The sequence below is a fragment of the Rhodothalassium salexigens DSM 2132 genome, assembly GCF_004341375.1.
GTDB lineage: Bacteria > Pseudomonadota > Alphaproteobacteria > Sphingomonadales > Rhodothalassiaceae > Rhodothalassium > Rhodothalassium salexigens.
Genome location: NZ_SLXO01000008.1, coordinates 1 through 14,713 on the forward strand (window position 1 = coordinate 1; position 14,713 = coordinate 14,713).

Sequence of the window (14,713 nt, forward strand, 5' to 3'; positions counted from 1 at the left end):
CCCTCCATCCAGCAGACCGTCGCCAGTGGCGGCCGGAGCATGTTATCAACCGAAATACTCACCCTCTGAACGGATCGGCTTCAGGGGGAAGGTCACTTCGGCGCGGAATTCCTCGGTCGGTCGTGATGCCATCTGTGCTCTCCTTTGCGACACGATGCGTGGTCAAAGGAGCGGCACAAATCCGTGACAGGTCCACGATCCACGAAGGATCAAATTACCCCCGGACTCTCGCTTCGACTGGATGAAAGATGAGGGGCACGTCAGTCCGAGCGAGGGTCTGTTTGGGGGCAATGATTTCAAACAGCACCACCGCAACGCTCAGAAGCGTATAATAGTAATCGAAGAAAGCCAAATTGAGGAACGCGCCGGCAGAAAAATAGCCTATTAGGCTTACCTGTACCATAGATGCCAGGTCGTAGGCCCAGCGAAGGTTGGCATCATCTCTCGTGATTTTGCGAATTCGGTTCAAGTGTTTCCAGCAGGCTATGCCCAGTGACAAAAACAGAGCCAAGCCGATGAAACTGTGTTCGCCAAGAACTTCGAAATAGATGCTGTGGGCGTTGGCGTTACGCGGCGCCTCCGGCACCAAACGGAGGAACAGGTCTCGGTCCTGATAGGCGTTGAAGCCACCGCCGAAAACCGGGTTTTCCACCGCCAGGCGGAAGTTGAAGGTCCAGGCCCGGATGCGTCCCATGGCGGATTTGTCTTCTTCTACATTCTCGAGCGTTTCCATGCGATTGACCCAATGATCGGGTACGAAAGCCGCGGCGACCCCGAGCAGGCAAATCGTCAACAGCGCCAAGCGCCCGCGGTTTCGGGATTTCAGGATCAGCATGGCGGTCACGGCGATCAGACCGAGAAAGGCGCCGCGGGACTGGCTGCCGAGAATTGAAAACACGGTCAGGATCATCAAACCCGTCATGGACAGTTTGATCAGGCGAACATCCGAACTGAGTTGTAGATAGCGGATCAGCGGCAAGGTCATGATCATCGCCATGGCGAGTTGGTTATTGTCCGCGATGAACGTGCCGGGTGGTCCCCATACGATGTATTTGCCGCCGGTGAGAATCGTTTCCAGGCCGTTGGTGGCACCAAAATAGCCCATAGAAATCACGACAACCCAAACGAGCGCATGGAGGCGTTCGCGTTTCTGCATGAGAACAATGGTCAGGAATGTAACAAAGAATATTTTCATGGTCCGCTCCCAATCCTGCCAAGCGGCAGCCGGGTTATGGGCCATGAGCGTTGTAATCGTGATCCATATGGAGAAAGCAATAAATAAAACTGTTACTGATTTTATTGGAAACCTCTTTTTTTCAGAAGAAAACAATGTGGCAATTGATGTGAGGAGAGCGATCTGAAGCGAAAACTGCGTGCCCGATGAAAAGAGCCCCCACGTCATTTTGTGCGGGTTCATCAAGCCAACCCAATTCCATGTCAAAATCCCGACATGGGGTCTCAAGAGGATGATTGGTAGCACTGCCAGAATCAGAAGACCGACGGTCAACCCAAGCACGTCTCTCGACTCCTTTGCGGCGGTGGGATAAAGGGCGATTGTTGCGGCTGGCGAGACGCGACGTCCATATCGGCCGCCGGCAGGCTCGTTCGGCGAAGCCTACACGCCAATCGCTTGATCGACCCGAAACGATATCGCACGTACCCTCTCTCCCTGGGCGGTGGTCCTGGCGACGCCATCCCGGAAACGACTTTCGACAGTTTCGATGCGCGTTTCTCTCTCAAGCCCTGGGGGCGCCGGGGTGTTCATCCGCTCGTGGTCGTTGGCTGTCGGCCGGCGCTGGATACTCGACGATATAGTGGCGAAATCGTTTGCGATAGCCGGTTGCCCGCCAGAGTTGGCTTTTCGGGTCGATGAATACCCCCATATACGGCAGCTCGCGGGTCAGGCCGCAACGGATACCGTCTTCGCGGTGCCAGGGGGTGTCCCAGGCGCCGAAGCCGGTCTGCTCGAAGCCGATGCCCTGGCCCCAGGATAACCGGCGGTTGGCGCACCAGTAGCGCAGACCGAGCCAGATCTTGCTGCTTTCGTTGGGGGGGAACGCGGTCAATAGCCACTGATACTGGGCCGCGGAAACGATGACGGCCAGTCGCCCCGGTCGCCCCTGGAAGCGTTCGGCGCGCGCTGCTTGGTCCGCTTCCGCCCAGGTGACCCCGGGGCTGCCCGGGCGCAGGTCGCGGACAAATTGGAAATAGCTGCCGCTTTCGGGGTGCAGCGCCGGCTTGGAGCGCCACACGTCGCCGGCTTGCCGGGCCTCTCGGGCGGCCAGGTCGGCGATGCCGGGCTGGTAGATCTCGGGCGTCTCTCCATCGGGCGTCTCTCCCTCGGGCGGCGCCTTTTGGGCGAGGGCAAAAGCGGCCATAAAGGCGACGATGACGGGCCAGGCGGTCATGGCAGCAGGTCCTTGCCGTCAAGCGCGGACACGTCTTGTCCAGGCGAACGAGGCCGGTCGCCGGGCAGGGCGGGCAAGGGGTCTGGGATCGGCACCGTTCTGGCGGTATCCGGCAAGGCGTCGAAAAACCAGCGTCCTGCTGCGGTCTTGCAACAAATGTTGGCGATGGTGCGGACCTGATCGTCGGAGAGTTCGTCGCGCCAGCGGTTGGTCGCGGTTTCGGGGGCGCGTTTGAGGCTGTAATGGCTCGGTTGGGCGGGTGAGCTCGGGGCGCCGTCGCTGCGCGATTGCGCGATGAAGCGGTCGATTTCGGCTGTCCAGTCTAGTCCGAGCTGCGCGCAAATCGCCCGCGCGGCGCTCGGCGGGTCGGCGACCACCTGCTCGTAGCGCAGCCGAAGGTGCCCCTCGTCGGGCGGCAGCGCGTCCCAGGCCACCTCGTTGAAGGCGGCCCATTTCCAGGCCAGGCTCTCTTCGGCGGAAAAGTCCTTCAGATCGACCGGGGTCAGCCCCATGCGGCGGCCGAGCGGCGAATTGACCAGCGCACTGTTGGCCAACGCGTCGCGTTCGCCATACCGGGCCATGCCGCGCAGCACCGAGGCGATGTGGCCGCACGGATGGCGCAGCAGGTGAATGCCGCGCAAGCTTGGCGCCACGGCGGCGAGCGTCGGCGCCCGGCCGAGCATATTGACCGTCTTGATCACGCGCACGCGCGGATGGCGGGCGGTGCCGCGCAGGATCGGCAGCCGTTGCGACGCCGGGTAGCTGAGCCGTTCGAGTGCCTTGCCGGCATATATCTCGGCCACCCGCAGGCCGAAAGCGACGGCGTTTTCCCCGCGCTTGCGCATCACCGGTCGGGTGCCGAGCGAGCGCAGGTCGCGCGTGGCCGTCCACAGCGCCAGGTCGCGTTCGGCGATCCGGCGGTGGTCGGCATCGTCGGCGGCGGGGAATTGCGGCAACCCGCAGCCCCGACCGATTTCGGGCTCGTGCACATAGTGCACGTCGGGGTGGGCGTCGAGGATCTTGCCGAGCCAGGTGGTGCCCGAGCGCGGCGAGCCGAAGATCATCGCCAGCACCGGCGTTTGCCCGGGCCGGCTCACACCAGCACCTCGCGCGGATGGGGGTGGCTGAGGAAATCCTTGGGGCTCGCCGAGGGGCCGTAGGCGCCCGATTGGAAGATCGCCACCAGGTCGCCCACCTGCGCCTCGGGCAGCGCCACCTTGTCGCCCAACAGGTCGATGGGCGTGCACAGGCAGCCGACTACCTGCGCCGGCGCGTCGGCCGGGGCGTCGAAGCGGTTGGCGATGGCGAGGGGATAATTGCGCCGGATGCCCTGACCGAAATTACCGGTCGCCGCCAATTGGTGGTGCAGGCCGCCGTCGGTGACCAGATAGGTCTGGCCGCGCGACGCCTTCTTGTCGATCACCCGGGCGATATAGACCCCGGCCTCGCCGACCAGATAGCGGCCCAGTTCGACGATCACATGGGCCTCGGGCAGGCGCGCGGTCAGGTCGCCCACGATGTCGGCCAGGGCCGCCTTGAGCGGTCCGGTATCGAGCGGCCGGTCCTTGGGGAAATAGGGGATGCCGAAGCCGCCGCCGATATTGAGGTGGCGCACCGGCGCCGGCGCGTGTTCGGCGAGCATAAGGGCGGTATCGGCGACCGCGCGCTCGGCCTGGATCAAGGCGTCCACCGACAGGTTCTGGCTGCCGGCGAAGATGTGGAACCCGCGAAAGTCGAGCGGCAGGTCGGCCATGGCCTCGAACAGCGCCGGCACCGCCTCGGCGTCGACGCCGAACTGGCTCGCCCCGCCGCCCATGTGCATGCCCGAGCCGCGCACCTTGAAGTCGGGGTTGACCCGCACCGCCACCGGCGCGCGGCAGCCGAGCGTCTGGGCCGCGCGCGCCAGGCGCTGCATCTCGCCCACCGATTCGAGTTCGACGACAATGCCGGCGGCGGCCGCCTGGGCCAGCTCCGCGTCGGTCTTGCCGGGCCCCGCGAAGCCGACGCTCAGCGGCTCGAAGCCGGTGTCGAGGGCGGTCTGCATCTCGTCGGCCGAGGCCACGTCGAAGCCGTCGACCAACCCGGCCAGGTGGTGCACCACGGCGGGCATGGGGTTGGCCTTGACCGCATAGTGCAGCCGGACCGCATCGGGCAGCAGATCGCGCAGATGGTCGACCCGTGCGCTGATCTTGGCGCGGTCATAGGCGTAGAAGGGCGTAGCGCCCACGCGCGCGGCCAGCCGCTCCACGTCCCAACCGTTGATCACCAGCCGCCCGTCGGCGCTCTGCCAGCGGTCGAACGCCGGGTGCGGCCGGGCGCCGTCGGCCAGCGGCTCCGTCATGACTGGGGCTCCGGCTCGGCTTCGGGCTGGGCGGCGGTGCCAGGGTCGCTACCTGACGCCGCGGCCGGGGCGGCGCCAAGGCGGGCGGCCAGCGCCTTGCGGTCGATCTTGCCGTTGGGCGAGCGCGGCAGGGTGTCGTGGACCAGCAGCCGCGCCGGCACCATGAAGCGCGGCAGCACGGTCAGGCAGTGGCGGTGCACCGCGTCTTCGTCATAGCCGTCGCCCGGCACCAGGGCGACGACGATCTCCTGTCCCAGCGTTGGGTGAGCGACACCGAAGGCCGCCGCCTCGCGCACCAGGCCCGAGGCGAACACCGCTTCCTCAACCTCGGTGGGGCTGACCCGAACGCCCACGGTCTTGATCATGTCGTCGGTGCGGCCGACAAAGTAGAGAAAGCCCTCGTCGTCGAGGCGCACCAGGTCGCCCGACCAGACCGCCAGTTCGGGCGTCACCACTTGATCAAGCTTGGCTGGCGCCGGCTTGAAGCGCAGAGCGGTCTTCTCCGGGTCGTTCCAATAGCCGAGTGCGACCAACGGCCCGCGGTGGACCAACTCGCCCTCCTCGCCCGGGCCGGCCAGGGTGCCGTCGGTCTTGACCACCAGGATCTCGGCGTTGGGGATCGCCTTGCCGATGGAATCCGGGCGCCGGTCGACCTCGGCGGGGTCGAGATAGGTGGACCGGAACGCCTCGGTCAGACCGTACATCAAGAACGGCGTGGCGCGCTCGAACAGTGCGCGCAGCTTGTCCAGCACGTCGCGCGGCATGCGCCCGCCGGTATTGGCGAAAAAACGCAGGCCGAGCCGCGCCTCGTCGGTCCAGCGGGCTTGCAGAAGTTGCATCCATAGGGGGGGGACGCAGGTCAGCCCGGTGATGTCGTGGCGCGCGCACACCGCCGGAATGTCCCGCGGCAGCAGGTAATTGTGCAGCACCACGGTGGCGCCGGCGTGAAAGCCGGTGGTCAGCTGGCTGAACCCGGCGTCGAAGCTGAGCGACAACAGCGCCAGGATACGGTCGTCGTCGCGGATACCCAGATAGGTCGAGACGCTGTCGCCGCCGACCACCAGGTTGCGGTGCGACAACACCACACCCTTGGGCCGGCCGGTGGAGCCCGAGGTGTAGAAGATCGCCGCCACGTCGGCGTCGGTGCGCGGCCCGGCGGGCGCTGGGTCGCCGGCTGCGGCCTCGACGAGGCCGTCCCACAGGCAGACGTCGATGCCGTCGGGCAGCGGCGTCTCGGGCAGCGCGTCGACCAACACCACCAGGCGCACGGTGGTGCCGGGCAGGGCCGGGACCAGCGCGTCAAGCCGACTTTTCGAGGTCACCAACACGGTGGCGGTACAGTCGGTCAGGATGTGGCCGACCTGGAGCGCTTTGAGCGCGGGGTTGCAGGGCACGAACACCCCGCCGGCCGCCGTCACGCCATAGGCGGCGGCGACGGTTTCGACGCGCTTGTCCAGATAGATCGCCACGCGCTCGTGGCGGGCGAGCCCCGCGCGGGCGAAGCCGGCGGCGGTCCGCCGCACCAGGGCGGCAAGTGCGCCATAGTCGAGCGACCCGTCGCCGGCGGTGAGCGCCGGTTGATCCGGTCGGCAGTCAGACTGGACCAGGATCTGATCGTGCAGGAATCGGATCATGCGCGCGCCCCCTCATATCATTGTTCGTTACTTATCGGTTTGCGGGTGCTTTTGGCAACCGAGCGCGTCGCGCCACACGGATGCCTCCAGGGTGACAGTCGGGCGTCGGCGGATGGTCAGGGCCAAGCTGCTGCGTTCGCCGACCGTCGCCAACATCAGTTGAAGCGTGCCGAGGACGCAAAAGTCGGCGCGACCTACCGGCGTGGCGCCGAGGCTGGCGTGGCTCGCCGTGCTGGCGGCGTTGACGACGGAGATGCGGCTCATGCTGACCATCCGGCCGTGGCGGCGCAGGAACGCATCGGCGGCGTCCCACAGGGCGAGGAAGGCGAAACTGCCGCGATGGTCGGGCATCACATAGACGTCGAAGTCCCAGGCGGTATGGTCGGCGGGTGCGGGTTCGAACCGGCACCGCACCTCGTCCTCGTCATAGCCGTCGAGGCAGAACCAGGCATAGGCGGCCAGCGCGTCGCCCTTGAACAGGCCCAGACAGGTGGCGCCTTGGGCGAAGCGGAAGCGCAGTGCCGCGTCGTCGAGCGGCATGGCGGCCAGGGCCGGATCGCCCGGCGCCACCGGGCGGCTGGTGAAGGCCGCCGCCCGGCGCGCCGGCAGGCGCGGGCGCGCGGCCACCGGCTGGGCGACCAGTCGATAGGACTGCGCGCGCAAGGGCAGGGGCAGCCGGGCGCCCAAGCGCGCGATTATATATAACAGTGCCGAGCGGGGCCCCAGTTCAGTCCACAGCGACTTGATTCGGACGACGCCTCTCATCTAAAGTCGCACGTCCGCAGGTTTGTCGCAGTGGGGGGCATGAGGCCGCTCCGCGCCGGGCGGTGTCCTCTCGTAGCAGTCATGAGAAGAGCGCGATGTCCACGTTTGAGCAGGTGCAAAAGATCATTGGGGAATCACTGGCATTGGGAGATCGGGCCGAGCGCCTGACACCTGAGTCGCGCCTGTTCGGCGATATTCCTGAATTCGACTCCATGGCGGTTCTGACCGTGGTCACCTCTTTGGAAGATCATTTCGACATCGTATTCGACGACGAAGACATCAGCGAGGAGAATTTCGCTGATGTGGCCTGTCTCGTGGCGCTAGTAGAGAGCAAGCGCCAGGCCGCGTGACTGCGGTGCTGGCGGCTTTGTAACCTGCACATGGTCCCGGACGCGGAAGTCGACTTCGCTGCCGGCTACATTGGTGGCGCGAACGGTCCGCTGTTCGTGGTTCAGGTCGGGAGGGCCGATCCCGGGCGGCTGTCGGTTCTTCTGCTGCCTCCCTTCGCCGAGGAGATGAACTGCTCCCGGCGGTTTCTGGTGGGGCTCGCCCGGCGACTGTCGGCTGTGGGTTGTTGTGTTTTCCTGCTTGATTACTACGGCACCGGCGACAGTGGCGGGCGCTTCGCCGACGCCACGCCGGATCGGTGGCGCGGCGATGTCGCCGCCGTCCACGACCGGTTGACGGCCCATTTCGATCGCCCGCCGGCTTGGGTTGGCGTGCGTTTGGGCGCCAGTTTGGGGGCGCTGTCTGCCAGCACGGTGGCCCGGCCGCCATCCGCTCTTGTCTTGATCCAACCGGTGACGTCGGGGCGGTCGTTCCTGACTCAGTTCCTACGCCTCGGGCTTGTTTCGGCCTTGGCTGGCGGTCGGCGCGAAGGGCCTAAGGATCTGTTGGCTCGTAGTGTCGCCGGCGAGACCGTACGGGTGGCCGGTTATGACCTGGCGCCGGCAATGGTGTCCGCGCTCCAGGCCTTGGATCTGGCGACCGCGATGCCGCCACCGGCCACGCGCTTGGTTTGGTACGAATTGGTGCGGGACATCGCCGCCGATCCGCCGCGTCGCTTGCGTCCGCCTAGCGCCTGGGGGGCGGCCGCCCCGATTGAGCGGTTGTTGGAGAGCGAACCGTTTTGGTCTATCCAAGAGCCCCAAGTTCCTGCAACCGTGCTGGACGCGGTCTGCGAGGATCTGGCGGCGCTGGACCGGTCGTGGGTCGGCCGGTGACGCATCGGACAGCGAATGCCGGGACAGGGAGGCAAGAGGCGTGAGCGAACGGGCGATCATCCTGGCGTGCGCCGGCGCGCGCATGGTCGGCGTGATCACGGATCCCGATCGCGAGCCGGCTGACGCTTTCGATAGAGCGAGAGAGCCGGATTTGGGTGTTTTGTTCGTGGTCGGCGGGCCGCAGTACCGCGTTGGCAGCCATCGCCTGCATGTGGATCTGGCTCGGCGCTTGGCCGCCGAGGCGGGCGTGGCGTCACTGCGTTTCGACCATCGTGGCCTGGGAGACAGCGAGGGCGAGCACCCGGGCCTTGAGCGCATCGGCCCCGACATCGGCGCCGCCCTCGATGGCTTTCAGGCAGCTTGTCCAGGGCTGCGCCGCGTGGTGTTGTTCGGCCTTTGCGGCGCCGTGCCGCCGATCTGTGCGTTGGCCGCCGCCGACCGGCGGGTCGCCGGCGTGGTGATCTTGAACCCCTGGGTGCGGGTCGAGGATAGCCATGACCGGGTCATGCTCCGCCGCTACTATCTGGCGCGCCTGGGGCAGCGCGACTTCTGGGCAAACCTGCTGCGCGGGCGGGCGCAGATCGGCGATTTCGCCCGGCTGATCGGGCGCCGCCTGCGCGCATTCGGCGGCCGGCCCGGCGCTGTCGGCCCGGCGCTGTCGCCCAACCCGCTGCTCGATACCATTCTCAAGGGGCTTCGTGCCTTCGACGGCCGGGTGCTGTTGGTGATCAGCGGGCGCGACTTGACCGCCGATGAGTTTCGGCAGGAGGCCGAGGCAACCGACGCCTGGGGCGATCTGAGCCGCCGGTCGCGGGTCGAGTGCCTGGAGTTGCCCGCGGCCGACCATACCTTTTCAACCGGCGGGGCGACCGATGCTCTGGCCGCGCGCCTGATCGCCTGGGTCGACGCGCTGACCGGCGACCGGGCCGTGCGTCCTCGGCCCATGCCGGCCCAGGCGGATCGGGGGTGATCGCGTGGCGTATCCCGCTATTCATTTGTGTTGTCTGACCGGTCGGTTCGCCGCGACCGCGCTACCGCCCGCGGTCGAGGCGGTCGGGCGGCCGTTCCACGCCGAGGCGGCCGACGAGTGGGGCGGGCAGTCGGTCGCCGGCGACGATGGCTTGGTGGTCGCGCTGACCGGTGCGCCATGGGGGCGCCACAAGCCCGGCCCGATGGCCGCCGCCGATCTGCTGGCCGCGGTGCGGGCCAAGGGCGAACGGGCGCTGGAAGACCTGAACGGCGCCTTCGTCGCCATGGTGCACGATCGCGCGCGCGGGCGCACCGTGGTGATGGGCGACCGCGCCGGCGTCATCCCGCTGTTCTGGATCGAGGGCGCGGCCGGCGCCTTTGGCGCTTCGACCCGTCTGGCGGATCTGGCCGGTTTGGGCGCCGACCGCGCCGCCTTGGACCCCACCGGTCTGCTGCATTATCTGTTCTACTTTTCGGTCCCCGGACCGGGCACCATCTATCGCGGCATCGCCCGGCTACGGCCGGGGCATCGCCTGGTGGCAACCGCCGATGGCGTGACCGAAGAAGCCTATTGGCGCTTGCCCTATAGCGCCGACGGCGCCGATCGGGATCCCGCCGGCCTGCACGAGCGGATGCGCGCGGTGCTCGACCAGGGCGTGGCGCGCGCGCTCGACGTGGCGGTGCCCGGGCCCGTCGGTACCTTTCTCAGCGGTGGTCTCGACAGCAGCGCGGTGACCGGTCTGGCCGCCGGGCGCCGGCCGGGCATCGCCAGCTTCACCGTGCGCTTCCGCGAACCGGCGTTCGACGAGGGGCCCTATGCGCGCATCGCCGCCGACCATTTCCGCACCGACCATCACGAGGTCTATGTGGACCCGCCCGACGTGGTCGACCTGGTCGAGAAGATGGCTGCCAATCTCAACCAGCCGTTCGGCAACACCTCGGCCATTGCCGCCTATTATGCGGTCACTGCGGCGCGGTCGGCGGGCATGACCACATTGCTGGCGGGCGACGGCGGCGACGAGTTGTTCGCCGGCAATGCGCACTATCTCGACCTGCAGCGGCCCGATGTCTATGGTCGAATTCCGACGCCGCTCCGGCGTCTGCTACTCGACCCCGTATTGGCGTGGCGTGCCCTCGACCGGCTGCCGGGGCTGGGGAAGGCGCATCGCTTACAACAGCGCTATTATCTGTCGCTGGCGCAGCGCAAGTTCGCCAACTATGACCCGTTCCGCCATTTCGGCCTGGCCGGCGTGCTCAACCCCGACATCGTCGCCGAGGTGGCGGGCACCGACCCGGTGCGGCTGGCCGAAGAGGCGTTCGCCGCTGCCGCCCACACCGCCGACCCGATTCAGCAGATGATGGCCATGGATATGCAACTCACCGTGGCCGACAATGACCTGATCAAGGTCAATGAAATGTGCGCGCTGGCCGGCGTGGCGGTGCGCTATCCGATGCTCGACGAAGACGTGATGCAGTTCGCCGCCGATCTGCCCGGCGATGTGCTGGTGCCCAGCGGGCGGCTGCGTGGCTTCTTCAAAGATGCCTTCAAGGGTTTTCTACCCGATGCGATCCTGACCAAGACCAAACAGGGGTTCGGGCTGCCGTTTCCGGCGTGGATCCAGACCGATCAGGACCTGCGCACCTGCCTGCTCGACGCGCTTGTCGACCTGCGCCAGCGTGGGCTGTTCACTGCCGCCTATCTGGACGATCTGGAACGGGCGTGTCGGGGCACGCAACGCTATCTGGACCCGGGCAATGCCTGGGATGCGGCGATTCTCGAACTCTGGATGCGTCACCATCGTATCAGTGTGTGATGGTTAATGCCGGTAAAGATAGGCATTGGCCAAACTTGACTTTTTCTTAACCACGTCCTATCGAGACTCTGTCTTTGTTGTTTTCGTGTCGTGCCGTGAGTTTCGGTCGAGGCGCAACCGTCAGGCGGTACCGACGACGGGTCTTCGCGGCTGGGCCGCGGCGCGGGTCGGTCCCTGAGGCAAGCCGGCCCGTGTCGGGGATGGGAGTGAGTAAGGCTATGATGCCCTTAGGGTTTTCTCCGCGTTGGCTGGGCGTGCTGTGGCTTGTGTGTCTGACGGTCGGCGCCTGTTCCGGCCCCACCGACCTGGCGCGGACGCAATCGGGCGCCGCCTCGGTGGAGGCGCCGCTCTACCGGATCGGCCCCAACGACACGCTGGAGATCGTCGTCTGGCGACAGCCCGACCTGCAAACCACGGTCACCGTCCGACCGGACGGCCGGATCACCGTGCCGTTGATCGACGATCTGCGCGCCGCCGACAAAACGCCCACCGAGTTGGCGAAGGACCTGGAAGAGGAATTGAGCGCCTTTGTGCGCGATCCGCTGGTCACCGTGATTGTCACCGGTTTTTCCGGCACCTTCCAGCAGCAGGTGCGGGTGGTCGGCGCGGCGGTCAACCCCGCGGCGATCCCCTATCGGGCCAATATGACCCTGCTGGACGCGATGATCGCGGTCGGCGGCCTCGCCGAGACCGCCGCGGGTGACCGGGCAACGCTGGTGCGCGTGGTCGACGGCGAACAGAAGTCGTTCCGCGTGCGCTTGGACGATCTCTTGCGAGAGGGCCGCATTTCGGCCAACGTCAGTATGCTGCCCGGCGATATTCTCATCATCCCGGAGAGGTTGTTTTAAGACCCGCGCCTGCGGGCGCCGGCGGATCTTCGGGACTGGATGGCCGTAATGGATTTGGACGCCCTTTATACCCAACTGACTTTCTATGTTCGCGCCCTGTGGCGGCGGCGGTGGCTGGCGCTGGGCATGACCTATTGCATCGCCGCGGTCGGGGCCGCGATGGTCGCGTCGCTGCCGGACGTCTATCGGTCGTCGGCGCGGATCTTCGTCGACACCGGCAATGTCTTGCAGCCCTTGCTGCGTGGTCTGGCGGTCGACGAAAATGTGGACAATCAGGTGGAGATTATGCGCCGGACGTTGCTCAGCCGGCCCAATCTCGAAGAGATCGCCCGGCGCACCGATCTCGACGTCACCGTGGTGACCCAGCGCGACCGTCAGGAACTGCTCGAAGGGTTGGAGCGGCGCATCAAGGTGCAATCCGACCGGCAGAATCTGTTCGACATCAGCTATCAGGGCGAGGACCCGGTGCTGGCGCGCGATGTGGTCCAGGCGCTGACCACCCTGTTCGTCGAGAACAATCTGGGGGAGAATCGCGCCGAGATGGAGATGGCGCAGGAGTTTCTCCAGCGCCAGGTGGAGCAGTATTCCCAGAAGCTGGATGCCGCCGAAAGCGAACTGGCCGAGTTTCGGCGTCAGAACTACGAGTTGTTGCCCGGCCAGTCCGGGTTGCAGGAGCGCCTGGAAACGGCCCGGCAGCGACTGACGGATCTGCGCTCGGCGCGCGGCGATGCGCAGGCCAAGATCGAGGTGCTTGAGGAGGAACTCGAGCAGACGCCGCGGCTGATCGGCGGGGTGATGTCCCAATCCGGCGGCCCACCGACCAATCTGGAGGTGCAGATCGCCGAGGTGCAGGGGCAGCTCGACGATCTCAAGGCCCGGTACACCGACCAGCACCCCGACGTGGTGGTCCTGCAGCGGCGGCTCGACCGGCTGCTTGACCAGCAGGAACAGGCCTACCAAGGGTTCGGCGGCGGCGGCCCGACCATGGAGGGCGGTGAAGGCAGCGTGCCCAACCCGGTCTATGCCGATTTGCGCCTGGAGATCGTGCGCGAGAAATCGACCATCCGCACGCTGGAGGCCGAGATCGAGCGCGCCGGGCGCACCGTCGCCGAGGCGCAGCGTAAGCTCGACGCGGTGCCGGCGGTCGAGGCGCGTCTCAACCGCCTGACCCGCGACTATGAGGTGATCCGCGCCCAGTACGAAAAGCTGCTGGAACGCCAGGAATCGGCGCGCATCTCGTCGGATCGCGAACAGGCCGGCAATCGGGTCAATTTCCGCATCATCGAGGCGCCCGAGGTGGCGCCGGTGCCGTCGGGACCCGACCGGCAGCTTCTGATGTTGGCGGTGTTGGCGCTGAGCATTGGGCTCGGCGGCGTGGCGGCGATCGCCGCGGCGTTGTTGAACCTGACGTATGCCGACACCGAGCAATTGAGCAACGATCTCGACCTGCCGGTGATCGGCTCGATCCAATTGACCGCCCGGCCGCGCGAGGACGGCAGCCGTTTGGGCTCGGCGCTTCGCGGCACGGTGGCGATCCTGGTATTGCTGGGGTTCGCCGGCGGCATCACGGTGGTGGAAGCGGTGTTCACGCTGGAGCGCTACCGGATCGTCGCCTATGGCGCGTCGGCCGGGTTCCTGTTGCTCGGCGGGCTCTCGCTGTTGGTCACCCAGACCGCGCTGTGGGCGCGGCTGCGGGGCAATCCGGGCGATGACGATCTGCCCGACGCGATGGTCGCCGCCTGAGGCCGGCGACCGCGCATATGTGAGATGGCCGCGCGGACTTGTCCGGGCGCGGCGAGTGTGAGGCGAAGGATGCCATGTCCGACCTGTCGAAAGACCGGCCGTCCCTGATCGAGCGGGCCGCCCAACGGCTTGAGCAAGAGCGGGGACCCGATGCCGCCGCGGCGTTGCGGACGCGCGGCGACGCGGTGGCGGCCGAACCCGCCGCCGGCGGTCATGCCGACGACCCCGACGGCCAGAGCGAGCGGGTGCACATCGACTTGCAGCGGTTGGACGAACGCGGCTTCATCACGCCGTCGCAGATGCGCGGCCGGCTCGCCCAAGAGGTGCGGGTGATCAAGCGCTCGGTGGTTCAGGTGGCCCAGAACCCGGACATCGGCCGCTCCAACCTGATCATGATTTCGAGTGCCAACCCGCGCGAGGGCAAAAGCTTCTTGGCCATCAACCTGGCCATCAGCCTGGCCTGCGAGGTCGACTATCATGTGCTGTTGATCGACGCCGACTTCAGCCGGCCGCGGGTGTTCCACCATCTGGGGCTCGAACCGCGCACCGGTTTGATGGATTTTCTGCGCGATCGCAGCCTGAACGTGTCGGACATCATGCTGCGCACCGACATGGGCAAGCTGTCGCTGATCGGCCCGGGCCGGCATCACCAGTTGTCCACCGAACTGCTGGCCAGCGACCGCATGGCCCAGTTCGCCGAGGAATTGTCGACCCGCTATCCCGACCGGTTGATCATCTTCGACGCGCCGCCGCTGCTCGCCTGTACCGAGCCCAGCGTGCTCGCCGAAAACATCGGCCAGGTGGCGTTCGTGGTCGAAGCCGACAAGACCACCCGGCCGACGGTGCGCCGGGCGCTCAACATGCTGCCGAGCACTTGTTGGGTCAGTCTGGTGTTGAACAAATGCCGCGTGAAGACCGTGGTCGACTATTATGGCGACTACGGCTATCCCCGATCCTAGGACGCGCGG

13 protein-coding genes are annotated in these 14,713 nt (G+C 66.6%); 7 read left to right on the forward strand and 6 right to left on the reverse strand.

Features of this window, described 5'->3' with window-relative positions:
- Positions 1 to 214 precede the first annotated feature (214 nt).
- From EV659_RS10485 to EV659_RS10510, 6 genes are all read right to left on the reverse strand, one after another.
- Positions 215 to 1,516, reverse strand: a complete 1,302-nt coding sequence (locus EV659_RS10485; protein ID WP_165878837.1) for a putative O-glycosylation ligase, exosortase A system-associated — start codon at positions 1,514 to 1,516, stop codon at positions 215 to 217.
- A 220-nt stretch (positions 1,517 to 1,736) separates the two neighbouring features.
- On the reverse strand, positions 1,737 to 2,408 hold the full coding sequence (locus EV659_RS10490) for a C-type lectin domain-containing protein (RefSeq protein WP_132708843.1): 672 nt from the start codon (positions 2,406 to 2,408) through the stop codon (positions 1,737 to 1,739).
- Positions 2,405 to 3,505: a sulfotransferase family protein gene (locus EV659_RS10495; protein ID WP_132708844.1), complete on the reverse strand. Its 1,101-nt coding sequence runs from the start codon at positions 3,503 to 3,505 to the stop codon at positions 2,405 to 2,407. The genes EV659_RS10490 and EV659_RS10495 overlap by 4 nt, the downstream gene beginning before the upstream one ends.
- A complete protein-coding gene (locus tag EV659_RS10500; protein ID WP_132708845.1) occupies positions 3,502 to 4,749 on the reverse strand; it encodes a pyridoxal-dependent decarboxylase, exosortase A system-associated in 1,248 nt (415 codons plus the stop codon). The genes EV659_RS10495 and EV659_RS10500 overlap by 4 nt, the downstream gene beginning before the upstream one ends.
- Positions 4,746 to 6,383 (reverse strand): acyl-CoA ligase (AMP-forming), exosortase A system-associated, encoded by a 1,638-nt coding sequence (locus tag EV659_RS10505; RefSeq protein WP_132708846.1) that lies wholly within the window; start codon positions 6,381 to 6,383, stop codon positions 4,746 to 4,748. The genes EV659_RS10500 and EV659_RS10505 overlap by 4 nt, the downstream gene beginning before the upstream one ends.
- A 27-nt stretch (positions 6,384 to 6,410) precedes the next feature.
- Positions 6,411 to 7,148, reverse strand: a complete 738-nt coding sequence (locus tag EV659_RS10510; RefSeq protein ID WP_132708847.1) for a GNAT family N-acetyltransferase — start codon at positions 7,146 to 7,148, stop codon at positions 6,411 to 6,413.
- A gap of 95 nt (positions 7,149 to 7,243) precedes the next feature.
- Here EV659_RS10510 and EV659_RS10515 point away from each other — a divergent pair, with 95 nt between their 5' ends.
- From EV659_RS10515 to EV659_RS10540, 7 genes are all read left to right on the forward strand, one after another.
- Complete coding sequence (locus EV659_RS10515; RefSeq protein WP_132708848.1) at positions 7,244 to 7,498, forward strand: acyl carrier protein; 255 nt, start codon at positions 7,244 to 7,246, stop codon at positions 7,496 to 7,498.
- A 30-nt stretch (positions 7,499 to 7,528) separates the two neighbouring features.
- Positions 7,529 to 8,371 carry an alpha/beta hydrolase family protein gene (locus EV659_RS14715; RefSeq protein WP_165878838.1) on the forward strand — a complete coding sequence of 281 codons (843 nt, stop codon included), beginning with the start codon at positions 7,529 to 7,531 and terminating at the stop codon, positions 8,369 to 8,371.
- 40 nt (positions 8,372 to 8,411) lie between these two features.
- Complete coding sequence (locus tag EV659_RS10520) at positions 8,412 to 9,341, forward strand: hydrolase 1, exosortase A system-associated (protein WP_165878839.1); 930 nt, start codon at positions 8,412 to 8,414, stop codon at positions 9,339 to 9,341.
- A 4-nt stretch (positions 9,342 to 9,345) separates the two neighbouring features.
- Positions 9,346 to 11,154 (forward strand): asparagine synthetase B family protein, encoded by a 1,809-nt coding sequence (locus EV659_RS10525; protein WP_132708850.1) that lies wholly within the window; start codon positions 9,346 to 9,348, stop codon positions 11,152 to 11,154.
- A gap of 218 nt (positions 11,155 to 11,372) precedes the next feature.
- A complete protein-coding gene (locus EV659_RS10530) occupies positions 11,373 to 12,002 on the forward strand; it encodes an XrtA/PEP-CTERM system exopolysaccharide export protein (protein ID WP_132708984.1) in 630 nt (209 codons plus the stop codon).
- A 48-nt stretch (positions 12,003 to 12,050) separates the two neighbouring features.
- Positions 12,051 to 13,745, forward strand: a complete 1,695-nt coding sequence (locus tag EV659_RS10535; RefSeq protein ID WP_165878840.1) for an XrtA system polysaccharide chain length determinant — start codon at positions 12,051 to 12,053, stop codon at positions 13,743 to 13,745.
- Between the two features lie 74 nt (positions 13,746 to 13,819).
- The gene (locus EV659_RS10540; protein ID WP_132708852.1) at positions 13,820 to 14,704 is read left to right on the forward strand and encodes an XrtA-associated tyrosine autokinase; all 885 of its coding nucleotides are present in this window, start codon (positions 13,820 to 13,822) and stop codon (positions 14,702 to 14,704) included.
- The last annotated feature ends 9 nt before the right edge of the window (positions 14,705 to 14,713 follow it).